Origin of the sequence: Chitinophaga pinensis DSM 2588, from assembly GCF_000024005.1 — a bacterium.
In the GTDB taxonomy this organism is placed as follows: domain Bacteria; phylum Bacteroidota; class Bacteroidia; order Chitinophagales; family Chitinophagaceae; genus Chitinophaga; species Chitinophaga pinensis.
Window position 1 is genome coordinate 7,473,566 of the sequence record NC_013132.1, and the last position, 22,730, is coordinate 7,496,295.

The window sequence follows — 22,730 nt, forward strand, 5'->3', positions numbered from 1 at the left end:
CTTATCCTGCATGCTGAAACGTTTGCTGCTGTCAGCATTACTATGCTATGCCGGTACAGCTATTGCTCAAACCGGTCCTAATTCCACAAAACTTGTTGGTAAAGCAGTAGATGCTGTTACCGGCAAACCCGTTGAATATGCTTCTGTTGTATTATTACATCCACAGGATTCTTCTGTGGTGACAGGCATGTATACCCAGCCGGATGGCGATTTCACCTTCAACAAGGTTGCCGAAGGCAACTATGTATTGCGTGTCACTTTTATGGGATACGATAAACTCGTGAAAGCCGTAAAGGTCGTACCCAACAAACCCACACAGTTTGTAGGCACCGTACGATTGCAGCCTGCGGGTAAGGTGTTAGCGACAGTAGAGATCAAATCTGAGAAACCCGCATTCTCCATGCAGATCGACCGTCAGGTATTTGACGCCGGCAGTATGATCACTGCAGAAGGCGGTACAGGAACTGATGTATTAAAGAATGTACCCAGCGTAGATATTGACATTGATGATAACATTACACTGCGGGGTAAGAGCGTAACCATCTATGTAGATGGCAAGCCCTCTCCTTTCGGAGACGCTAAGACGGCCTTACAGATGATACCTGCATCTACCATTGACAGAGTAGAAGTGATCAATAACCCTTCTGCCAAATTTGAGGCACAAGGCGGTGGCGGTATTATTAATATCGTACTGAAAAAGGACAAAGCCATTGGTTATAATGTGATGTTCAACGCCGGGGTAGCTACCCGCGGACAACTAACCGGCAACGCCAATGCCAATCTGCGGATCCGGAAGTTTAACTTCTTCGCCAACTACAACGGCCGTTATGCAAGAACGGTAGGATCAGGTTACAGCAACCGCCAGAACCTGATCGTGGATAGCGCAGGTACCGCATTTTTCACACAGGACAGCCGGAATAAAAACAGCAATGGTGGCAATGGCGGCCGTATCGGACTGGATTATTTCCTCGATGATTATAACACCTTTACCATCGCACAGGGCCTGAATCTCAATACCGGCAACAGTGCAGATGACATTATGCTGGACTACCTCGATGCCAAAAGACTGGCCATCAAAAACGGAGAACGTCATAACAGCAGCGATTATCGTAGTCCGAATAACAATACCAGTCTGAACTTCCGGCATACCACCGACAAACAAAACGAGGAATGGACGGCTTACATCAGTTACAGCAATAACAGAAGCAGGAATTACAGTAACTACAGTACCTTGTATAAGTTTGCCAACGGCACGCCCGATGACAATGATATACAGCGGAATGTAGGCAATTCAAAGAACCAGTTCTGGAACATACAGACCGACTACACCACGCCAGTAGGCAAGAAAGGTAAATTTGAGACAGGTGCCAAGGTGACCCTGCGGAGCAATGACAATGACTACATTGCGCAATTATTCAACCAGACGAGCCAGCAGTTTGAACAAAGCCTGAGCCTTTCCAATACTTATTATTATAAGGAAGACATCTATGGCGGCTATTTCAACTTTTCCAATGCGATCGGCAACCTGGGCTACCAGGTAGGCGCACGTGTGGAACAGGCATACCTCCATGGCTTCTCCTATACAAAGGATACCTCTGTGAATAACCGTTTCCTGAACGTGTTCCCGAGTGTGTTCCTGAAATATAACCTGCCGCATAACGAGAATCAGAGCCTGATATTCAACTATTCTACCCGGGTAGATAGACCAGGATTCGATCAGTTGCTGCCTTATGTCAACAATTCCGATCCGCAGAATATCCGGGTAGGTAATCCTGAACTGAAGCCTTCGCTGACACATAAATTTGAAGCGAACTACTCCAGGTACTTCCCGAATACCAAAGATTACCTGAGCACAGGCGTTTACTATTCGCAGGCGAACGACGACATCGATCGTATCAGTTTACTGGATACTACTACCGGCGTAACCACCACCCGTCCGATGAACCTGGCGACAGACAAGGACTGGGGCGCTAATTTCACCTATAACCTGCATATCATCCCGCGCTGGAATGTGACGACCAACCTGAATATGGAGTACAGCAAGCTGACAGGAGCCAATGTGAATAATGAGTATGTTACTTATGGTATTACAGTCAATTCCAACGTCAGACTGCCAGGAAAGGTAAGTATGCAGGTGAACGGACATTACCGTTCTCCACGGGTACAGCCGCAGGGTACATTTAAAGCGATGAACGGGGTCGATATGGGTATCAGGAAAGAGATGCTGAAAAACAATGCGTTAGCGATTTCTCTGAATATCACGGATGTATTGAATACCCAGAATTACAGTTCGCATTACGAAACAGACGCTTTCATACAGGATTATACCCGTAAAAGAACCACCCGCTTCATCCGTCTGAACATACGATACCGTTTTGGCAAAATGGATCCGGATATGTTCAAGAAAAAGAAGAAACAGGAGGTACCAGAAGAGGAAGCGGATGACAAGGATAAGGAGAAAGATCGAAAACCTGCTGACAGCAGATTATAATGTCTTACCTGCCAGCATAGGAACAAAGGAAAAGTTATCAAACATTTCCTGATCGTAGTCCGTTTCACTGACCTTGGTGATACGCAGCATACGCTGTACTTCCTGACCACCCACCGGGATGACCATTTTTCCACCAACTTTCATCTGTTGCAGTAGTTTTTCAGGTATCTGAGGGGCGGCTGCCGTTACCAGCACCTTATCAAAAGGGGCGTAGGTAGGTAGTCCTTCATAACCATCTCCGTAGAAGAAGCGGAGGGTCGGGTATTTTGACTTAAACGGGAATTGCTTTACCTGGTCAAATAATTTCTTCTGACGTTCAATTGTGAATACATTCACTTTCAGCTCACCCAGCACACAAGCCTGGTAGCCGCTGCCTGTTCCTATTTCAAGTACTTTTTCATAGGGTTTCAGTTCCAGTAACTGGGACTGATAAGCCACAGTATAGGGTTGGGAAATGGTCTGCCCTTCCCCGATGGGGAAAGCCCGGTCTTCGTAGGCAATGCCTTCAAATGCTGTATCCAGGAAAAAATGCCGTGGGATGTTGTTGATAGCTGTTAATACGTTTTCGTCAGTAATGCCCTTTTGTCGGATACTATCGACCAGCTGCCTGCGCAATCCTTTTTGCTTATAAGAATCTTCGAACCGCCTCATAGGCGCAAAATTAACCAATAGACAGAATTTTTAACTATGTGTGGAATATTTCCTATTTATCAACATCCCCTTTTTTTCGGAGCGGCAGAGTTGGTTTGAAAATTGCTGAGTCTTTTACCCGGTTTTTATTTTGTCCGGATTTTAGCTTTAATTTACAAACTTGTTTTTGATAAATAAGAAAACAAACCTCAATCGTTCTATGGATAATATTATTGAAAGTAAGGTATCACAATGGCTGGATGGCCAATTTGACGCGGAAACCGTAGCCGCAGTCAAAAAATTGCAGCAGGAGAACCCCGATGAACTGGCTGACGCATTTTACCGCAACCTGGAATTTGGCACAGGTGGTTTACGCGGTATCATGGGAGTAGGTACAAACCGTATGAATAAATATACGGTAGGTATGGCTACTCAGGGATTTGCCAACTACCTGAAACAGACCTTCACCGGAGAAATCAAGTTCGTTATTGCCCATGACAGCCGTAACAACAGCCGCTATTTTGCAGAAGTAGCTGCTAATGTACTGGCAGCCAACGGCATCAAAGTATTCCTGTTTGAAAGCCTCCGCCCTACTCCGGAACTGTCTTTCGCTATCCGTCACCTGGCCGCCAATGGTGGTATCGTACTGACAGCGTCTCACAATCCGAAAGAGTACAACGGTTACAAAGCTTACTGGAACGACGGCGCCCAGCTGGTACCTCCACACGACAAAAATGTTATCCGTGAAGTAGAAAAGATCGCTTCTATTAATGAAGTGAAATGGTCCGGCGGCGAAGCCAACATCACCCTGATAGGCAAAGAGGTCGATGAAGCTTATCTCCAGATGCTGAAAGGACTCAGCATTCAGCCGGATGTTATTAAAGAACAGCACGATCTTAAAATAGTATATACCCCGATCCACGGTACCGGTATCACCCTGGCGCCTGAGATCCTGAAACGTTATGGTTTCACCAATGTACATGTGGTAGAAGAGCAATCCACTCCGGATGGTAACTTCCCTACGGTTGTTTATCCTAACCCGGAAGAATCTGAAGCCATGAGCATTGGTCTGAAGAAAGCAAAAGAACTGGACGCGGCAATCCTCCTGGGTACGGATCCGGATTCTGACCGTGTAGGTATTGCTGTGAAAGACCTGAAAGGAGAATGGGTACTGCTGAATGGTAACCAGACGGCGGTATTGCTGTTCAACTATATTATAGAAGGCCGCAGACAGAAAGGACTGGCAGGTAGCACAGACTACGTTTGTAAAACTGTCGTTACTTCCGACCTGATCGACGTATTCGCTGCACAGAACAACGTGAAATGCTATAACGTACTGACAGGCTTCAAATGGATCGCTGACCTGATCAGAGAAAAAGAAGGTAAAGAGCAGTTCATCTGTGGTGGTGAGGAATCTTATGGTTACATGATTGGCGACAACGTACGTGATAAAGACGCTATCGCTTCTGTAGCCCTGATCTGTGAAATGGCTGCTTATGCGGCGAGCCAGGGAAGATCACTGTATGAACAACTGATCGATATCTACGTAAAATACGGTTATTATAAAGAGAACCTGATCTCCATTACCAAGAAAGGTATGAAAGGAGCAGAGGAAATCGCTGACATGATGCGTGGTTATCGTGAGAATCCACCAACCACTATCAACGGTTCTAAGGTAGTTACCTTATATGATTATGAACTGCAGCAGGTGAAGTCACTGAACAACGGTGAAGTGAAGCCGATCAATCTCCCTAAATCCAACGTACTGCAGTTTGTACTGGAAGATGGCAGCAAGATCTCTGCACGTCCTTCAGGTACAGAACCTAAGATCAAATTCTACTTCAGCGTAAACCAGGCACTGGAAAATGCAGCTGGTTTTGATGCTGCAACCAAAGCGCTTGATCAGAAAGTGGAGAATATCATTAAAGATATGAAGCTGAAATAAGCTTCCACATAAAAGAAGTCCCGGTACGACCTGATAGGATGTACCGGGACTTTTTATTGTAGCAATGATTTGTAGTCAGTTACACGAGATAGGCAGATTTGATCTCTTCCTCTTCCATTTCCACCATCACCATATCCTGCAGGGTCGTTGCCAGGGAATAACCCACGAAATCAACTGATAAAGGGAAAGATTTATGCTTACGATCCACCAGTACGGCGGTCTGGATCTTTCTGGGCAGGAACTGCAGGAAAGGTTTCAGGGCGTACAGCATGGTACGTCCGGAGTTGGCCACATCATCGACCAGTACGATCACTTTTCCATTGAAATCTATTTCTTCGGAGAGCGTTACTCCCTCAGGACGTTGTTTATTCAGGTCCAGACGCAGTAATTTGATCTGCAAGGGAGATATCTCCTGCAGGATCTTTGTAATTTTCTCCGCCAGTATCATTCCCCTGTCCCAGATCCCTGTAATGATAATTTCCTGTTCATCACTGTTATGTTCATAGATCTCGTAGGCGATACGTTTGATCTTCTTCTCTATCACATCCTGGGTCAGGATCACGTTCTTAGTTTCCATATTGGTCATTTAAGCGGAGTAAAATTAGGAAAAAGAGTCCATAGTCAACAAGACCTGGACGATGGATGATCATCTATTTTTCGTTACATTGCTATAAATTAGGAAGTCAAATCTGACGTATGCATATAATTCAGGAGCTTTTATTTGTAATTGCCTTTGGCGTTGCTGTATACCTGTTTTACAGAAAGGCCAGCCAGATCAGGCAAAACATACTGCTTGGCAGGGATGTATCACTCAATGACGAACCTGCCGCACGTTGGCAGAATGTACTGCTGCTAGCATTCGGACAGAAGAAAATGTTTCGTAACCCCCTGGTTGCTGTCCTTCACTTTTTCGTATATGCGGGTTTTGTCATCATTAACGTCGAGATCCTGGAGATCATCCTGGACGGCATTTTTGGCAAACACCGCCTGTTCGCTCCCCTGCTGGGAGGACTGTACCCCGTATTGATCGGTTGTTTTGAAATACTGGCCGCGCTGGTGATGATCGGCTGTGCGATATTCCTCGTACGCAGGAATGTTGTACGGGTAAAACGGCTGAATCAGCATGAGCTGGATGGATGGCCCCGTTCTGACGCCAATTATATCCTGCTCACCGAGATTGTACTCATGTTATTGTTTCTGACCATGAATACAGCGGATCAGGCATTACAACTGCATGGACATGAACACTATATCAATACCGGTTCCTTCTGGGTAAGCGGCAATTTTGTGTCATTATTCAGCGGATTATCCGACAGTACCCTGGTCGCTATAGAGCGTGGTTGCTGGTGGCTGCATATACTGGGCATCCTGGCATTCCTGAACTACCTCCCCTACTCCAAACACCTGCACATCATACTGGCATTCCCGAATGCCTATTATGCGGACCTGCGGCCTAAGGGAAAAATGGAGAACATGCCGGCTGTGCAGAAAGAAGTACAGCTCATGTTACAACCGGAACTGGCGGCTAATGAAGCACCAGCTACCGATATTCCTAAGTTTGGCGCCAAAGACGTACCAGATCTGACCTGGAAGAACCTGCTCGATGCCTACAGCTGTACCGAATGTGGCCGTTGTACGGCTGCCTGTCCGGCAAACATTACCGGCAAAAAGCTGTCTCCCCGTAAGATCATGATGGATACCCGTGACCGTGCCGAAGAAATCGGTCTGCAGATAGCAAAGAACGGCTCCTTTAGCGAAGATGGTAAAACCCTGCTCCGCGATTATATCTCTGAAGAAGAACTCCGCGCCTGTACATCCTGCAATGCCTGCGTACAGGAGTGTCCCGTAAGTATTAATCCACTGCATATCATCCTGCAATTACGTCGTCAGCTGGTGATGGAAGAATCCAATGCACCGCAGGAATGGAATATGATGTTCAGCAACATCGAAAACAATATGGCCCCCTGGAAAATGAGTCCGGACGACAGGGACAAATGGGCCGTAGAAATGAATGGATAATAGCGTTAAACTGATAACTGATATAACATGCAAATAAAAACGATGGCCGAATACTTCGCCAATGGCGAAACCCCTGAAATCCTGTTTTGGGTGGGCTGTGCCGGCAGTTTTGATCAACGTGCGCAGAAAATCACCAAAGCCTTTGCCACTATCCTTGATAAAGTCGGAATCCGTTTTGCAATACTCGGTAAGGAAGAAAGCTGCACCGGCGATCCGGCGCGCAGGGCGGGCAATGAATTCATCTTCCAGATGATGGCCCAGAACAATATCGCCATACTGAATGGTTATGAAGTGAAAAAGATCGTTACGGCATGTCCCCATTGCTTTAATACCCTCCGCAATGAATACCCTGAACTGGGTGGACATTACGAAGTCATACACCATGCTACCTATCTGCAACAACTGATTGACGAAGGGAAGATCCGGATGCAGGAAGGCGGTACCTTCAAAGGCCGCAAGATCACTTATCACGATTCCTGTTATCTTGGCCGTGCCAATAACATTTATGAAGCCCCCCGCAAGGTACTGGAAGCTCTGGACACAGAACTGGTAGAGATGAAACGTTGCCGTAGCAATGGCCTCTGCTGTGGCGCCGGTGGCGCACAGATGTTCAAGGAGGAAGAAAAAGGCAGCACCCGCATCAACTTTGAACGTGGGAAAGAAGCAATAGGAACAGGCGCGTCTGTGATTGCTGCGAATTGTCCTTTCTGTATGACGATGCTGACAGACGGTGTGAAAGAACAAGGTAAAGAAGACAGCGTACAGGTACTGGATATCGCGGAAATGATCGCACAACAGATGCAATAATTCCGATCATCATATTCATCCCCTGGAATGACTCATTTCAGGGGATTTTTCATTATATTTTACTTATGAAACTGCTATACACCCTTGCCATCCTTTTTGCTTGCTGTACAGTACATGCACAGGAAATCGCCCTTTTCAATAAAGATGGAAAAGCCATCGCATATATCGATACCAAAGATGAAATGTCTGTTTACCTCTATGACGGCAAAGCAGTCGCCTATATCGATAAGGATAATGTATATGGCTTCAACGGTCAGCACCTCGGATGGTATGACAAAGGCTCAGTGAGAACGCATGAAGGAAAAATCATCGGAAGTACCAAGGAAGCAACCACCAGGTATACACAATATGAGCCTTATAAAAGCTACAAACAATATAAGCCTTACAAGGCATACAAAAGCTATCCGCCGTACAAAGTATACGGGCAGTCCGACTGGACAGACGACTCCTTCGAAGAACTACTCCTGACTGGCATAAAAAAATAAACCATGTATATCCCAAGGCTCAATGTGATGGAAGACCGGCAGGAAATCGCTGCCTTTATGCAACGCTTCAGCTTTGCCACTATTATACACAGCATCAACAACATACCGGTAGCCACACACCTCCCCTTCCACATTTCTTTTCGTGACGATAAATTATTCCTGACCGCCCACTTTGCCAGGGCCAACGACCAATGGGAATGCCTGGAAAGGTCGCGGTCGCTGGTCATCTTTAGTGAGCCACATGCCTATATTTCGCCTACGAACTACGAAAAGCTGCAGGAAGTCCCTACCTGGAACTATATCTCTGTCCATGCCTATGGCCAGGCCCGTATCATTGCCGACCCAGACGCCGTAATGGCCCTGCTGGAGAGCAGCATCCATGATTATGAGGCATCCTACATGCAGCAATGGCAGGAATTACCAGCCGCTTTCAAACTCAAACTCCTGAATGGCATTGTTGCCTTTGAAATCGAAGTCGACGACCTACAAGCTAAACAGAAGCTCAGTCAGAATAAAACCATGCAGGAGCAGCGTAATATCATTGAAAATCTGTCCGCTAACACTGATAGCACAGCCCGGATCACCGCTGAATACATGCGGAAGAGGCTGGAACAAGATATCGACTGACGGCAGTCAGCCGACAACTATCATTTTTTTGGTAAATTTGCAGGATGAAACAGGAAATTAACAACTTATTACCGGCGGACTTTCACCCGTCCTCCCGGGTCTGGATATATCAGAGTAACCGCCCTTTCCAGGAAAGGGAAGCCTTAGAGATACAGGAGCAACTGGATCAGTTTGTAGCACACTGGCAGGCACATGGCGCCCCGGTAAAAGGATGGGGTAAACTGCTGTTCAACCAGGTGATTGTACTTATCGCGGACGAATCCATGACAGCTGTCAGCGGTTGCAGTACGGATAGCTCCGTGCGTATTATTAAAAGCATCGAGCGTCAGTATGAAGTGAATATGTTTGACAGACTGTTGCTGGCATTTGTTGTGAAAGAGAAAGTACAGTTGTTACCAATGCAGCAGGTGCCTTATGCGCTGGAGAAAGGGTTTATTGATGAAAATACCTTGTATTTGAATAATACCGTGTTGACGAAGGGAGAAATGGAAGAGAAATGGTTGATGCCGTTGAAAGAGAGCTGGCTGGCGAAAAAGTTTTCGCTGGCGTAAAGAGGTGGAAAGATAATTGAGAATCTCCCGGTGTAATGCCGGGAGATTTTTTGTTTTATAGCTTTGACAATGTCAGGTTGATATCGGGAAACTTCTCAAGTATAGTATATATGAATGTATTAAAATCTGCTGTCGTATATTCATCTTCATTTTTATAGATAGCATTTATATAGCGATCCCCTTCAAGAATGCAGCTGTTATCTGCCAACCATTTTCGTTTAATAATTGAAGTCTTTTGCATCGCGGATTCTATACTGCTTTTTTCACAGGAAGGTGAAAAAACAGACACAATAGCTTTTGAGAACTATCTGTATGGTTTTAACAGTAGCATGGATCTTAATCAGGATGGCTACAATGACCTGATGATTTATGAATCACTGAATATGCACGGGCAACTGCATCCCCGTGTCTTTCTAAGCAATAAAGCAGGAAGATTAAGGTACAGACCAGACCTAAGTATATTCAATCTATGTTATGATACGATCACTAAACACGTCGTTAGTTTTTATGTAGGTGGCGCTTATAGCGAGCATTCAAAAAACACCTATACGTGGGAAAACGACTCGCTGCGATTAATCCGTGGGGCATCACTTAAAATTGTATCACCTGAAGAAGGCAGCATATTGACATTCTATACAGGGAAAGATAAAAAACCATACAAAACATTTGACAAAAATGCGGAAGAACTTTGGGACACCGCGGTTTTTGAGCAGATTCCGAATATTGACTGTAAAACATCCCTGGAATAAGCACTGAGAGAATTCAGCAACCTATTTTAAGCAGTAAAATTCATCTGAAAAAATTCACGTCAATTTTTTGCAGCACTATTCGCCGCACCAGCTGCCGCATTCTTCTTTGTTAAAACATCATTTAATGTCAGTCTATATCCTAACTGAAGCATAAACAAACTATTGTTAGACCCTTTCAGATTTTTATTAAATGGAACTCTTTCAGTATAAATATATGTTCTTAAAAATATCAGGCTACTTGACTGACTGGAAGGTTTTTCCTTACCTATCTTAGAAGGATCGATAGTCACCTCAGCCTGAAAACGCCACATCGTGTTATGTTTCCTGACGATAGTATCCAGTTCGGTGATATCCTTTTGCACGCTGCTGTACTGCGGACCATCATGTTGCCTGAACTCCGTATTCAATAAATGTAAACCGAAGAGCGACACTTCCGTCATCAGATTTATAGGAGAATTGGAATCTTCCGTTTTATACTTAAAACTTATACCTGGGCCTAAACTGTTTAAACTAAATTTATTATTAGTCGCCGAATCGATCGCCAAAGTATTAACATGATTTAACATCAAATCTGCGTAAAGCCTCGTCTTAGATTTAAATCCAAACGTAATCAGGTTCAGCTTGACATAGTTCGTAAGATTCGCATATTGAATGAGATCAAATGTACTGACATAATAATGGCTATTAGCCTTAATAAGGGGCAGATATTTCAGCTTGTCTTCTAATTTATTCAATTGGATATTAGGAATAACCATATTCCTTAATAAATAAATGTGCACCGTCTCCTTTCCTTTCTTAGGAATACGAATAATAGGCTTGTTAATACCAGGCCATGAAAAATAAAACTCTGTCTGAATAAGTCCATTAGGATTGCTCTGTTGAAAACCTTCAAAATCTGTATAGACAGCAAACCTCATTTCCTGCTTTGCCCGATCATCAAAAGCTAACGGCTTTTCTTCCCCTTGTTTAGGCGCTTCGCCCAAATGCACCTTAACCGGTCGCAGTTGAGCAAACAGTAAGGCTGTAGGAAATATAGTCAACAGAAAAATCGCTGTAGCTAAGCAATAACCTTCTACCTTCAATTTCTTGAAGAATAATAATTTGGCGGTATACATATGAAAGCCTTGAAGTGGTGTTACAATTGGGATTACCTTAGACCAAAGGTAAATGGTGTATTGTAAAGCCGAAATACCAAGTAGTTGGTATTTTTAGGGTAAGAAGAGAATCCAAAAACAGCGGGGCTTCCACCACATTTCACCCTGATGCTAAGTTTATTTTTTTTCAACTGGTTAATATCCATCTAACAATCGATATAAAAAATTACTTCAAGGCGGCTGCGCTTATAGCCCTGTAGCGCGTATACGGTGAAAAATCGCACGAGCTTAGAATAAGGCATTTAACAGATACTTTCTCTATATACATTTATTTGCTCCTAAAAGCCAAAATTCTGAGTTTATCGAAGATGGACGCTGATGGCTTCTCAATGCATTATGAGCCCAATATACCATAACAACATCTTGATCTTGAATGGCATCCACATCACCTCACCACCGCCAACTTCCCTCCTCCCTTATACAACACCTCCGCCTTCTCCCTTAACCTTTCACTCTCCTCACAAGGATCATACACTGCATATAACAACGCTATCACATAGGTACATTTCACATCCACCCTCACCCCATTCAGCACATCATTTTGCCAAAGACGACCTCCCTCTTCATACACAGCTCTCACACTATTAAAAAGATGATACGCCATAGCCGATTCCAACCATTCCGGTAACACATAAAAACCAGTCAGCTCACCGACCATCTCCCGCATTTCATTCTCCTGCGCGGTACTCCGCCCAAGAAAGAAATAAAGATAAACCGCCAGCCCGGCCAGCAACACACCAACTGCCGTCATCACCGGAACATGATTATTCAACCCGAGCATAATAAGTATAAAAGCCCCTACCAATGTTAATACACGGGTATAACCTGCCAACACACTTTGCATATGCAGTTTTAAAGGGATTCCCTGACGACCACCGGGAACTACCTTAGTCACCAACATAGAATCCCCCTCTATCGGGGCAATCGGAATACCGACCATTAAAAACTTGGTCTGGATCTTCTGGTCTTTAAAATGTTTAACGCCACCGAGGAACATGGTACCAAAAATCATAGGCTGGATATTGTAGGTTTATGTCAACCCATGTAATATTAATAAATTTCAGTAAGTATTTATGTACGCTCGCACCTACTAAAAGTTCCAACACCCATTTCAGGATAATTTTATATCTTCATCCCCTGTTTGTATTAATTACCTATTTAGTTAACCGCGTACCATATCAATTAGTAAACCGATGGCCTTGTACACTCAAACCGCCGTGTCAATTGGGGATGAAGAATTCAAGCAATTCCATGCACTGTCTCTTAAACAATCCATGGATGGACACCATGAACTCAAACTCAGTATTGGTTACGACTGGCTGTTAAGAACAGGTAAAGACCCTGTATCCTCCGGTAAGTCCTTCTTAGGCAAGGAATTACGTATGTCCGTTCAGGCGATAGAGGGTAGTAATGACCTTAAACCGCTCTTTTTCAATGGTATAGTCAGTTCAGTGACCTTTGGCAAAGCCAGTAATGGCATCAACGGACACTGTACCATCATCGCTACCAGCCCGACCGTCCTCCTGGATGGTAATCCGCATATACAGTCCTATGAACAACAGGACCTTGCGGCTATCGCTGGTGCCGTGGCGAAATCCAGCAGCGCTTCTCCCGGCGGACTGGAAATCAATCCCGCCTATAGCGGCAAACTTAAGTATATCGTACAGTACCGGGAAACCGGTTACAAATTCCTGCAACGCCTCGCTCAACGCTATGGTGAATGGTTCTTCTACAATGGTCAGCAAATCATTTTCGGGAAATATAGCCCGCAGAAAACCATTCTGTATCACCAGGTCAATCTCGTCGATTTCAGTCTGACCCTGCGCACACTTCCCAACAGGATTGCCCTTAAAGGAATGGAATACCGCCAGTACTCCTTCGTGGAAAACAACACCGGCAGTATAGCCGAAGGCGGTGTAGACAGTCTGACCCAACACGCCCAGGCACAAAGCGATAAATTATATACCAAACCTTCCCAGTATAAACTCCCCTACGCTTTCAGCAGCAATGCCAAAGAAGAACTGGAACTGCTGACTAAACGCCAGAAACAGGCCCAGATGTCTCAAATGGTCGTAGTAACGGGAAAAAGCAAGAGTACCGCCCTGCGATTAGGCGATACCATCAGCATACAGGAAAATATCTTCTCCAACGAAGATCATGGCGAATATATGGTCACCGCCCTGGAACACTATTGTGATGGTAACGGTGAATACCATAACCTCTTTGAAGGAACGCCTGTAGCTGCAGCCGTACCTCCGCTGGACCTGGACAACTACCCTTTTGCGGAAGCCCAGAGCGCTACTGTCGTAGAAAACTTCGATCCGAAAGGATTGGGACGTATACGCGTAAGATTCAGCTGGCAGAATGGTACTTCTCCCTGGATCCGCCTGATGCAACCACATGGAGGCGGCGATAAAGGCTTCTATTTCATTCCCGAAGTAGGCGAAGAAGTATGGGTAGATTTTGAAGGAGGGAATCCGGAAGCGCCTTTCGCCACCGGCGCCGCTTACAATGGCACTGCGAAGACCAACTTCGGTGATACCATGAACAATGTAAAAGTGATCAGTACCCGCAGCGGACATACCATCAAACTGGATGATTCCAGCGGACAGGAATTTATCACAATTGCAGATAAAGGTGGTAATACGATTGTCATGGATACCAACGGACAAAACATCTCCATCTCTGCCCAGGAACATATCAGCATCAATGCCCGTAATATTACCTTCCAGGCCACAGAGAGTATCGACGTCAATGCAGGTATGCATATCACGAATGCTGCCGGTATGAATATGACCCACTCCGCAGGCATGAATATACTGCACAATGCAGGCGATAGCATGAGCCAGTACTCCGTAAATGACTACCGGCTGAGTGCTACCAACATTACAAAAATCGCCATGGAAAACATGGATGTGCAGGCAAAGAAAATTGAGAAGACCGCCGAGCAGATGAAGGTAGACAGCTCAAAAGAAGAGATGACTATCAACTCCGGCAAGTCTGTTGCCATCAAGAGCGCAGAGAAATCCAAATTGTTCTGATCCAATCGTGTCCTATGAGCGAAAATAATGTTGGTAACCTCGTTATCATCAGTAAAAATTATACTGAAAACGGTGAGAACATCCGCTGGAACAGCGCGGGTGAAACAAATCTGCAATCAGGTAAACGTATCCGGATGGCAGGCAAACAGGATGGCGTCACCTTTCATAAAAACGATCCTGTCAACCTGAATGCTGCTACCCCCATCAAAGTACTACAGGTAACAGGCCCCAAAAGCGTAGTCAATCATAATACCTACGAATTCAGTGCTACCGCTTTCAGCGAAAAAGTACCCGATAACCAGCTGATGCTGGTACACTGGGCCTATTCATTTGATGGTGGTAAAACAATAGAACCTTTTAAAACCGGTACCACCCGCGCTGAAAAGGGAATTGCATATAAACTGATCACCGTTGACGGCAATACCGTGGATAAAGAAGTCACCGTATATGCCTATTTCCGCAAGCCGGATACCAATGTCAAAGTCACTTCTAAAGTCATCTACCTTCCGCTGGTAGTAGACGCCTATCGCATACCCGGTCTGAATGAAGACGGCTCGGATATTGCCAATGATATGGCTTATGGTAAAGGAACGACCGCGAAACCGGTATACAACGCCGGCGAACTCACCTCCTACAAAACCAGTTACCTGGATAAAGGATTTGACATTGCCAGAGATGCGAAATATGCCAACAGCGGCGCTGGTAACAAGAGTATCTATAATGAAAAACAGATCCTCGCTACCGGCAGATTAATGCAATTTTCCAATGCCTATTCCGACAACAATAGCCTCTTCCGGCAGTTCAGGGATATGGTGGATCTCATGGCGAGAAGTGACCTGAATGACAACATTCACAACATGATCGACAAGTTCGAAAGGAACGAAGGCGGTATCTATGAAAATGCGAAACTGACATCAGCCGTGATGGCCAATCCATCCACAATACGGTTCTGTACTGGTATCGAGGATGAAATGGCCGATCGTATCAAAAAAGCAGCTGGTGAACTGATCACCATGGAGGACAAGAAGATCTATTATGGCAAGGAAGCGGATTACAATAAAAAGCACACCTACGGCCATCCCTCCTTTCCTTACAGTCGTGACTACAACCTCGTGAAAGGTCTGACCATCGCTATCAATGACGTATGGTGTTATAAAGTCACAATGACCTATTTCAAGATCACCGGCAATAACTATAAGGCGAAATATGAGGTACAGCTCTGGGATCACTTTGGTCTAGACCTGCCTGATATGGAGAAGTTTTATTCCTATGGCGCAGGCTTCAGAGCATGGTTCCTCCTGCAGCACCTGAGAGGTTACAAACCCTTTCTGACCAAAGTAAGATTTGAAAAGGAATTCACCGGCAATATCACCGAAGGCGCCCAGGAAAGGAAAAATAAAAGAACAAAATGAGAATCAGTCTTATTATATTATGCTGCACCCTGTTATGGTGTAGCTGTACAGACAGTAACAACAGTACAAAAGTCAATTACCTGGAGAAGCTGGACCACAAAGGCATTGCAGATATTGACCTTCAACTGAAACCCGTATGGTACCAGTATGCCCTGCTGGAAAATCCTCCTGAAAATATAGATAGTCTGCAAAAGGTCATCGTCCGCTACTGCGACAGTATGGTACATAAATCAAATGTAGAAGGACGTTATGCCCGTTACTTCATCCAGTTCTTCAACTATTCTGATAAAACGAAAAGTTATATGCAGGGAAAAGACGACTTCTTTGACCTGCACAACGACATTTCACAGGAAATGGAAGACTACCGGGGAGAATATCGCTATGAAGCCTGTCAGACAGATACCCTGAAAGGCGTGTGGAGTGTAGAAGTAAAATCCGGCGACGTGTTCAGACGCGATACCTTACAGAATAACTGCAAAAACTAACCCGATATGCCCCTGTTTTCTGTCAGAAAAATGTTTACCGGCAAGACAGAGAAGAAAGTAACGGTACATGACCCGAACATCTATACTGTTACGTTAACCTATCACGGAGATGCCGATACACGCCTAAAATTCAATACGGAGATCAGCCGGATGACAGTCGGCGATGATACCACTCAGTATTTCCAGATCACCCGGTCTGATGTCAGGGTCAATGATGAAGATACTGCTGATTACATCGCTTCCGATCTGGCGGCTCAATGTGGTAACGTACTCTATCCCCTGCAGGTACAAGTCGGACAAGATGGTACAATGCAGTCCATCCTCAATCATCCTGAAATACTGCAACGCTGGGAAGAGAAGAAAATCCGGTTAAAACAATATTTCACCGGACCGGAAGCACATGATTATATCGACGCTACCGGCGATACACTCGGACAGGCAAATACCTTGCTGAACGCTATCAGACAGGATATCTTCCTCTCCGCCTACTTCCAGGTGCAATGTGCCGGTAACCGGGATAGTTTCAAAACTTCCTATTACCTGTTTCCTTTTGAAGCCCCTGTTGTATATGATGTAATCCCTACGGGTAACAGGATGATGAATAATCTCCGGCAAACCGGAAAGGAAGAAACAGGAAACGGTAAGCTCGAAATAAAATACACTTTTCACAAAATACATGGTCTGATTCAGTCATTGCAGGCGCAATTGGACGCAGAGAGAGGAAAACAGGCCGCTCAGATAACGCTGACAGCCTCCTGCATCAATAGCGACGATCATCGTATAAACTAATTGTAGTATGGCCGAAAAACACTTTGTTGTACAGGGAGCCGCATGTAAATGCAACTTCGGTGGCGCCCCGGATAAACTGAAAATATCCGCCAACGACCGCGATTATATCAATGATGGAGATGGCAGCGCCAAACCCATTGCCAGTAATAAAGATTTAGGACAACCGCTGGAGGCAAAAACCTTCGGCAACTGTTCCATCACCAGGAGCTCCTGTAGCCCTTCTATCACACAATGGCAGAGCGTTTATGAAAAAGTAACACTGACTAACGGGGGTAAGATCCTGACAGAAGAAAGTAAAGCGATCTGTTCCGTCTCCGGATCTCCTTGTATATCCATCACCTTCCACGGACAAACAGCCGCCGTCACCAGCACCCACTTCGATAATGTCGAAGTGCAGACAATGGCGGCCCTTAATCCGATGGCGCCTAAACCTGCCAGTGGCAAGGAAATACCTAAAGTAAAATCCATCAGTGGTAAAATAGAAACACGTAGACCTTCCCTGGAAATCCCGAGTAGTAAGGTGGTGCCAATGATGACGGCCCGTGTCAACGAACAGCTGAAGTTCACCGTAAAGGATTACTACAATACCGCAAAAGCAGACAAGGATAAAGTCAGCTGGAAGATCTACAAAGGACACAATTTTGAGTCAGAAGCCATGTCCTTTGAAGAAGTAGGTCCCGAACTACAGATGAACTTCGATGCCGTAGGCAGTTACCGCGTGATGGCCTATGGTACGGACGGAACGGATGTTCGCTGTACGATAGACGTTGCTGTAACAGTAAACAGACTCAAAGGTGATATCGAACTCGGCGCTGGTATGGGTCGTATCGTGGGAAAAGACTATCGTGTAAGAAGAGGCGTACCCGTAAACATCGCTGCGAAATATGAAATAGAACCTGCCCTCGCGGAAGAAAAACAGCTGGTGAGTATGCAGGTCACAGATATGAATGGCACTATTCTGGCCGCCGGAGAACAGGGAGAAGATACCATCACCTTCACTCCCGCCAACGGCGCAGCCACCTATAAAGTGACCATCAGTATGGATGGACAGATCATTACAAGGGAACTGACATCCGAAGGGAATGGTGTGGTAGCTATCAAAAGTAATCCTGCCGCAGAAGTAGTCAGACCTGGTACCGCTATGAGCTTCCAGGTAACAGAAATGACCTACTTCACACAACTGCAGGAGTTTGAAACCACTGGTATCAAATGGCAACTGAACGGTAAAGACGTCGGCACCGGACAATCCATTAGTCTCGGTGGAGAACATTTCTCACGGGAAGGTAACTATGTCATAGAAGCCTATGTCATGAAAGCAGATGCCTGGGATGCAAAGAAAGGCGCTCCTTCTTCCCGTCACCAGAAAGATGATTGCCGTTTCGCCGTGAAGAAGAACGAAGTCACCGCCATCAAAGTAGAAAACGGTGGCGCTAAATGGGTGGTCGGTAAACGCTATAACCTGGAAGCACTGACCCTGATGCCTTACCAGGCAGCGCAGGATGGACCTATCACCTGGTCCCCCGCTGGTAGCCATACCAATAAAGCCACAGGCATCTATGCAACACATAAAGGTAAGGTAGCCGTAACAGCCACCTTGAATGGAAAGACTAAAAGCCTGGAAGCAGAGGCGGATACAGCTGAAATCACCCGCTGGTATTTTGGTGATAAAGATGGCGTGTATAAACCACGCGCCGGCTGGAATGAAACACTAAAGCTCATTATCAATTGCCCTGCCGCTGCCGGAGAAACTGTAAATGTACACATACTGGAAGCCGACAGATCCAGCTTCAATTACATCAAGGAAATACCAAATTGTAAATTTGATGCGAACGGCGAACTGAAAGCAGATCTGAATACCAACGACATCAAACCCATGCTGAATAAACTCTATTTTGAAGGCAAGGAGTATGATGTTTTATTCGCCATCCAGTCGAAGCCCAATGGAATACAATTCGCCAGCATGAAGACCGTAGAGGCAGATGGCAAATCCTTCCTCTTTCCGCAAAAACAGAGCAACCAGCGTGGTAGTGAACTAGGCAAATATGTCTATATCAATTCGGAAAAAGAGGTAGTCAGTGTCAATTTCATCGACAGTACCAATTACCCTGCATATAAGGTCTACAAATACGGAGAAAAGATAAAGATCCGTGTACAAACCCGTAACCTGGCTGCGCAGGATCTGACATTGCAGATCTGGCACAATGGATATAAACAGGAAGATAAGATGGTCCTGGAATTCCAGGGTAAACCGGATGACAAAGAATTATGGGAAGTAGAACTGGATACCAATAAACTGAAAAGCGGCAATAAAAAAATCGATGATGGTCTGCGCAGTTACTTCGCCCTCATCAAAGAGAAAAACGGTGACACTTTCAAATTCCCGAAAGAAGTAGCGGACGCCAATACTTTTGACCCAAAGAATGTCAGTTTCTATCAGCACATCAAGCTGTCCAATGCATCAGCAGACACGCTGAATAAACTGACCAAGGATATCGCCCCTACCGTATTGGGTGAAGCCCTTGAAAAGGAAGAAAACAAAACCGGTTGTCCGCGTTGTAATGAAGATATTACGCCAGCCATGCTGAAACAGGTCTTCAAACAGGCAGACGATGCCACCCTCAAAAGCGTAGCAGATACCTACAATAAATATATGCGGGAGATCGGGATGAACACCTGCTGGAACAAAGCGCACTTCTTTGCACAGACCTTCGTCGAATCCGGCCCGTCTCTTCACCTGAAAAGCGGTGAAAGCTTTAACTATTACTGGGAAGATCTGGACGGTCTTTTCCCACCATTCAGAACTACTGCCGGACAAGAAAAAGCACAACTCTGGGGCCGTGCAGTAAGAAAACCTGCCATTCCGGGTGTAACAAAGGATAATGAGAAAAACATCGCCAATTACGCCTATGGTCCTGACGCTGCCAAAGGAAAGGAGCTTGGCAATACCGGCGCTAATGACGGCTGGGATTTCCGCGGAAAGGGATTGATACAGCTGACAGGTCGTACGGCCTATGAGTATGCCAATACCTATACCAAGAAGGAGAATGCAGATATTGTGGCCAATCCGGACCTGGTAGTATCTGATGTCAGGATTGCCGTACTCTCGTCTATGGCATTCTGGAAATGGAAAGGATTGCAGCAGCTCGCCAATGGCAAGATGGAAGTAAAACCGATCAGTACCAAAGTCGGAAAAAATGTGACACGCCCCGACGGTACAGATGCCTATACGGAAAAGAAAGAAGCGTTTGATAAAAACACATCTTTACTCTTTAAGGTAAAACAGTGTACTTACGGTCTGGTACCCGAAGGAGACAACAATCTCTACAAGATTGATGTGGATGCTTTCAAATATGAACTGGTGAAGAAAAACGACGCTTCCAAACAGTATCAGTTTGATATTTATATCGGGGGAAAACTGACGGCTACCGTCCTGAAGAATGTCAATGACAAGAAGCTCCTGCCTTTCCCTGACAGCGGACCTAACTGGGGTCGTTTCGGCGGCAGAGACGGTGGAGATGATAACTACTCCGATCCGAAAGTAGCTGCGGCTGCACTTGGCTTCTTTTATTCATTGCCAAAGAATGGCTACACGGGTAAATTGTACTTCAATGACATGTCTGCCAGCAACCAACGTAATCTGGGGCATAAAGGACACGTAAACGGAGATGACATTGATATCCGTTATCCGGGTAGTACTGATGAAGCCGGGGAAGTATTATGGTCGAAAGCGAAGGATAGTTACCCGAGTGAAGAAAAATTTGTGGAAGCGCTGGAAAATATCCTTAGTATTGCTTCAAAGTGGGGCTTTAATACCAACTATGCCTATAAATCAGGTATCAAAAACACAAAAGATGCAGCGCATAGCGTGCACCAGAACCACTTCCATATTGGATTGAGATAGCAGATAAATGATCAATAACGATATATGAAACAATTGTTAATCATAATGAGCCTGGCATACTGTGCAAGTTGTCAGTCCGCCGGGACTGGCACTCATACAGACAGTACCGCCAACACTCATTTAGTAGACACGATCAAGCCAGACGAAAAACTATATGACATGAATGTGGCGGCAATAAAAAAACACATGGAGCTGCAGAAGCACCTGGAAGATGAAAACAACCGGACCAATTATACAGACGCAGATGTAGATATTGCCATCCCCCTCCTGGCTGAAGCCTTGAAAGAAAAGAAGTTTGTGCAGCCCTCCAATGAGGCGTTTCAGCAAAAGATCCGTAGTCTCTTTGGCGATCAGGTATTACAGGCTAACTATTGTGGCGTAAAGCAACACGACAAATTCTATACTTTGCTGGCGAAAGAGCACGGAGATGAATTTGATTATACGGAAGACAATATCATGGTCTCCAAAGAGAACAATTTCCTCTTCTCGATGCCATTCCTGGGTGATTTTGTCACTTTCACTGATAATATACATTATAAGATCAACCTTTCCCAGGTACTGGTAGCAAGAAACCGTTACCTGCTGAATGACAGCAAAGCGGACCTGGCATACCTCCTGGCAGAAGATACCCTTTTCATCAAAAGCCTGGTACTGCGCTTCGGATATACCGCCGACCAGAAACTGAATGATGTCGCAATGAATGACATCGGGAGATCAAATGACGAGGAGATCGCGAAAGTTTGTGAATATATATTTGTAAAAGACTGTAAAGGACAATTGCAGATACGGGAAGGTCTGCTGCAATGGATCACCGATCATTCAGACGCGAATGAGAACAGCATGGCGCTGGCTATTTATGACTACGCCACCTCATTATATAGCAATGACGCCGCACGTAGCCTGAAAAACAATCCTAATACCTATTGGGATAAGGAACAAAAGCGGAAGATAGCTGCTTATATTATCAATACCTGGATGCCATTAAATGAGAAATATGCAGCAGCGAATCCGGGTAAATGGTCAGTAGCGAATCTGATAGATAACCTGAAAGTATATGACCAGGGACTGGAAGAATATATCGCTAAGAATAATTATTTCTCGAAGGAATATCTGAAGAAGGAAATAGGCGCGAGGTTGTAAATTCAGTCGCTCTATTAATCTGAAATATAAAACTCAGAGCTGATTGACCTTCCCAGTCAATCAGTCCTGAGTTTTATATTTTGTTGCCTATTCCATTGGCTCATCAAATATGATCGTGGACGATCTGCTTTGTGACAACAGACTTGTCAGAATCCCCTTAACCCTTTCACTACTAAAAATATGCTTCAACTCAGCTTTAAATTCTGATTCGTTGGCACAATTATAGGTAACCCCTTCGACTATATTATATACAGTAACAGGGTAAAGTGCTATACTATGTTCAATTTTTAAAAAGCTGAAAGAATAATTCCCCACAAATGGTGCATTAATTCTTATTACATAGGCTATTTTATCAGACGAACCGCGAGTTGGCATTAATTCCCCTGTTATGATCCGCTTAGTTCCTGCCTCCAGGAAATTAATCTGTTCTTTTAATATGTGTGCAGGAGTGACTACATTAGGAATATCATCAAAGACCGGCCAGAGATTATTATTACTATTCAT

General features: G+C 45.0%; 19 protein-coding genes. 14 read left to right on the forward strand and 5 right to left on the reverse strand.

Features of this window, described 5'->3' with window-relative positions; all coding sequences use genetic code 11:
* The first annotated feature begins 10 nt into the window (after positions 1 to 10).
* Positions 11 to 2,491, forward strand: coding sequence for a TonB-dependent receptor (locus CPIN_RS29095; protein ID WP_012793466.1), 2,481 nt, complete (start codon positions 11 to 13; stop codon positions 2,489 to 2,491).
* Here CPIN_RS29095 and CPIN_RS29100 read toward each other — a convergent pair.
* Complete coding sequence (locus tag CPIN_RS29100; protein WP_012793467.1) at positions 2,486 to 3,142, reverse strand: protein-L-isoaspartate(D-aspartate) O-methyltransferase; 657 nt, start codon at positions 3,140 to 3,142, stop codon at positions 2,486 to 2,488. The two genes, CPIN_RS29095 and CPIN_RS29100, sit on opposite strands and share 6 nt — an antisense overlap.
* 199 nt (positions 3,143 to 3,341) lie before the next feature.
* On the opposite strand from CPIN_RS29100, the gene CPIN_RS29105 reads away from it, so the two are divergent.
* A complete protein-coding gene (locus CPIN_RS29105) occupies positions 3,342 to 5,066 on the forward strand; it encodes a phospho-sugar mutase (protein ID WP_012793468.1) in 1,725 nt (574 codons plus the stop codon).
* A 79-nt stretch (positions 5,067 to 5,145) separates the two neighbouring features.
* Here the strand turns inward: CPIN_RS29105 and CPIN_RS29110 are convergent, their stop codons facing one another.
* Complete coding sequence (locus CPIN_RS29110; RefSeq protein WP_012793469.1) at positions 5,146 to 5,643, reverse strand: phosphoribosyltransferase family protein; 498 nt, start codon at positions 5,641 to 5,643, stop codon at positions 5,146 to 5,148.
* Positions 5,644 to 5,762: 119 nt separating this feature from the next.
* Here CPIN_RS29110 and CPIN_RS29115 point away from each other — a divergent pair, with 119 nt between their 5' ends.
* From CPIN_RS29115 to CPIN_RS29140, 6 genes are all read left to right on the forward strand, one after another.
* Positions 5,763 to 7,085, forward strand: a complete 1,323-nt coding sequence (locus CPIN_RS29115; RefSeq protein WP_012793470.1) for a 4Fe-4S dicluster domain-containing protein — start codon at positions 5,763 to 5,765, stop codon at positions 7,083 to 7,085.
* A gap of 27 nt (positions 7,086 to 7,112) precedes the next feature.
* Positions 7,113 to 7,892 (forward strand): (Fe-S)-binding protein, encoded by a 780-nt coding sequence (locus CPIN_RS29120; protein WP_012793471.1) that lies wholly within the window; start codon positions 7,113 to 7,115, stop codon positions 7,890 to 7,892.
* 65 nt (positions 7,893 to 7,957) lie between these two features.
* Positions 7,958 to 8,377: a 4-fold beta flower protein gene (locus tag CPIN_RS37170; RefSeq protein WP_012793472.1), complete on the forward strand. Its 420-nt coding sequence runs from the start codon at positions 7,958 to 7,960 to the stop codon at positions 8,375 to 8,377.
* Between the two features lie 3 nt (positions 8,378 to 8,380).
* Complete coding sequence (locus CPIN_RS29130) at positions 8,381 to 9,004, forward strand: FMN-binding negative transcriptional regulator (protein ID WP_012793473.1); 624 nt, start codon at positions 8,381 to 8,383, stop codon at positions 9,002 to 9,004.
* A gap of 44 nt (positions 9,005 to 9,048) precedes the next feature.
* Positions 9,049 to 9,555, forward strand: coding sequence for a hypothetical protein (locus CPIN_RS29135; protein ID WP_012793474.1), 507 nt, complete (start codon positions 9,049 to 9,051; stop codon positions 9,553 to 9,555).
* Between the two features lie 329 nt (positions 9,556 to 9,884).
* Positions 9,885 to 10,304: an XAC2610-related protein gene (locus CPIN_RS29140; protein WP_148230666.1), complete on the forward strand. Its 420-nt coding sequence runs from the start codon at positions 9,885 to 9,887 to the stop codon at positions 10,302 to 10,304.
* Between the two features lie 59 nt (positions 10,305 to 10,363).
* Here the strand turns inward: CPIN_RS29140 and CPIN_RS29145 are convergent, their stop codons facing one another.
* Positions 10,364 to 11,419: a hypothetical protein gene (locus CPIN_RS29145; protein WP_012793476.1), complete on the reverse strand. Its 1,056-nt coding sequence runs from the start codon at positions 11,417 to 11,419 to the stop codon at positions 10,364 to 10,366.
* A 424-nt stretch (positions 11,420 to 11,843) separates the two neighbouring features.
* Complete coding sequence (locus tag CPIN_RS29150) at positions 11,844 to 12,470, reverse strand: hypothetical protein (RefSeq protein ID WP_012793477.1); 627 nt, start codon at positions 12,468 to 12,470, stop codon at positions 11,844 to 11,846.
* A 187-nt stretch (positions 12,471 to 12,657) separates the two neighbouring features.
* Between CPIN_RS29150 and CPIN_RS29155 the strand changes: the two genes are divergently transcribed.
* Genes CPIN_RS29155 through CPIN_RS29180 form a run of 6 tightly spaced genes read left to right on the forward strand, consistent with a single transcriptional unit; the run spans position 12,658 to position 22,226 of the window.
* Positions 12,658 to 14,499, forward strand: a complete 1,842-nt coding sequence (locus CPIN_RS29155) for a type VI secretion system Vgr family protein (protein ID WP_187294704.1) — start codon at positions 12,658 to 12,660, stop codon at positions 14,497 to 14,499.
* Positions 14,500 to 14,513: 14 nt separating this feature from the next.
* Positions 14,514 to 15,911 carry a DUF3289 family protein gene (locus CPIN_RS29160; RefSeq protein ID WP_012793479.1) on the forward strand — a complete coding sequence of 466 codons (1,398 nt, stop codon included), beginning with the start codon at positions 14,514 to 14,516 and terminating at the stop codon, positions 15,909 to 15,911.
* Positions 15,908 to 16,396 (forward strand): hypothetical protein, encoded by a 489-nt coding sequence (locus tag CPIN_RS29165; RefSeq protein ID WP_012793480.1) that lies wholly within the window; start codon positions 15,908 to 15,910, stop codon positions 16,394 to 16,396. Before CPIN_RS29160 ends, CPIN_RS29165 begins: the two co-directional genes overlap by 4 nt.
* Before the next feature lie 6 nt (positions 16,397 to 16,402).
* Positions 16,403 to 17,185 carry a hypothetical protein gene (locus CPIN_RS29170; RefSeq protein WP_012793481.1) on the forward strand — a complete coding sequence of 261 codons (783 nt, stop codon included), beginning with the start codon at positions 16,403 to 16,405 and terminating at the stop codon, positions 17,183 to 17,185.
* A 7-nt stretch (positions 17,186 to 17,192) separates the two neighbouring features.
* Positions 17,193 to 21,086, forward strand: a complete 3,894-nt coding sequence (locus CPIN_RS37470; protein WP_012793482.1) for a PAAR-like protein — start codon at positions 17,193 to 17,195, stop codon at positions 21,084 to 21,086.
* A gap of 24 nt (positions 21,087 to 21,110) precedes the next feature.
* A complete protein-coding gene (locus tag CPIN_RS29180) occupies positions 21,111 to 22,226 on the forward strand; it encodes a hypothetical protein (protein ID WP_148230667.1) in 1,116 nt (371 codons plus the stop codon).
* An 87-nt stretch (positions 22,227 to 22,313) separates the two neighbouring features.
* On the opposite strand, the gene CPIN_RS29185 is transcribed toward CPIN_RS29180, so the two are convergent.
* Positions 22,314 to 22,730, reverse strand: a complete 417-nt coding sequence (locus CPIN_RS29185; protein ID WP_012793484.1) for a hypothetical protein — start codon at positions 22,728 to 22,730, stop codon at positions 22,314 to 22,316.

Coding starts and splice junctions, on each gene's coding strand:
- CPIN_RS29165 (WP_012793480.1), top strand. CDS start 15,908: ATGAGAATCAGTCTTATTATATTATGCTGCACCCTGTTATGGTGTAGC.
- CPIN_RS29095 (WP_012793466.1), top strand. CDS start 11: ATGCTGAAACGTTTGCTGCTGTCAGCATTACTATGCTATGCCGGTACA.
- CPIN_RS29145 (WP_012793476.1), bottom strand. CDS start 11,419: ATGTATACCGCCAAATTATTATTCTTCAAGAAATTGAAGGTAGAAGGT.
- CPIN_RS29115 (WP_012793470.1), top strand. CDS start 5,763: ATGCATATAATTCAGGAGCTTTTATTTGTAATTGCCTTTGGCGTTGCT.
- CPIN_RS29160 (WP_012793479.1), top strand. CDS start 14,514: ATGAGCGAAAATAATGTTGGTAACCTCGTTATCATCAGTAAAAATTAT.
- CPIN_RS29185 (WP_012793484.1), bottom strand. CDS start 22,730: ATGAATAGTAATAATAATCTCTGGCCGGTCTTTGATGATATTCCTAAT.
- CPIN_RS29120 (WP_012793471.1), top strand. CDS start 7,113: ATGCAAATAAAAACGATGGCCGAATACTTCGCCAATGGCGAAACCCCT.
- CPIN_RS29170 (WP_012793481.1), top strand. CDS start 16,403: ATGCCCCTGTTTTCTGTCAGAAAAATGTTTACCGGCAAGACAGAGAAG.
- CPIN_RS29105 (WP_012793468.1), top strand. CDS start 3,342: ATGGATAATATTATTGAAAGTAAGGTATCACAATGGCTGGATGGCCAA.
- CPIN_RS29150 (WP_012793477.1), bottom strand. CDS start 12,470: ATGATTTTTGGTACCATGTTCCTCGGTGGCGTTAAACATTTTAAAGAC.
- CPIN_RS29130 (WP_012793473.1), top strand. CDS start 8,381: ATGTATATCCCAAGGCTCAATGTGATGGAAGACCGGCAGGAAATCGCT.
- CPIN_RS29140 (WP_148230666.1), top strand. CDS start 9,885: ATGGATCTTAATCAGGATGGCTACAATGACCTGATGATTTATGAATCA.
- CPIN_RS37170 (WP_012793472.1), top strand. CDS start 7,958: ATGAAACTGCTATACACCCTTGCCATCCTTTTTGCTTGCTGTACAGTA.
- CPIN_RS29100 (WP_012793467.1), bottom strand. CDS start 3,142: ATGAGGCGGTTCGAAGATTCTTATAAGCAAAAAGGATTGCGCAGGCAG.
- CPIN_RS29110 (WP_012793469.1), bottom strand. CDS start 5,643: ATGGAAACTAAGAACGTGATCCTGACCCAGGATGTGATAGAGAAGAAG.
- CPIN_RS29180 (WP_148230667.1), top strand. CDS start 21,111: ATGAAACAATTGTTAATCATAATGAGCCTGGCATACTGTGCAAGTTGT.
- CPIN_RS37470 (WP_012793482.1), top strand. CDS start 17,193: ATGGCCGAAAAACACTTTGTTGTACAGGGAGCCGCATGTAAATGCAAC.
- CPIN_RS29135 (WP_012793474.1), top strand. CDS start 9,049: ATGAAACAGGAAATTAACAACTTATTACCGGCGGACTTTCACCCGTCC.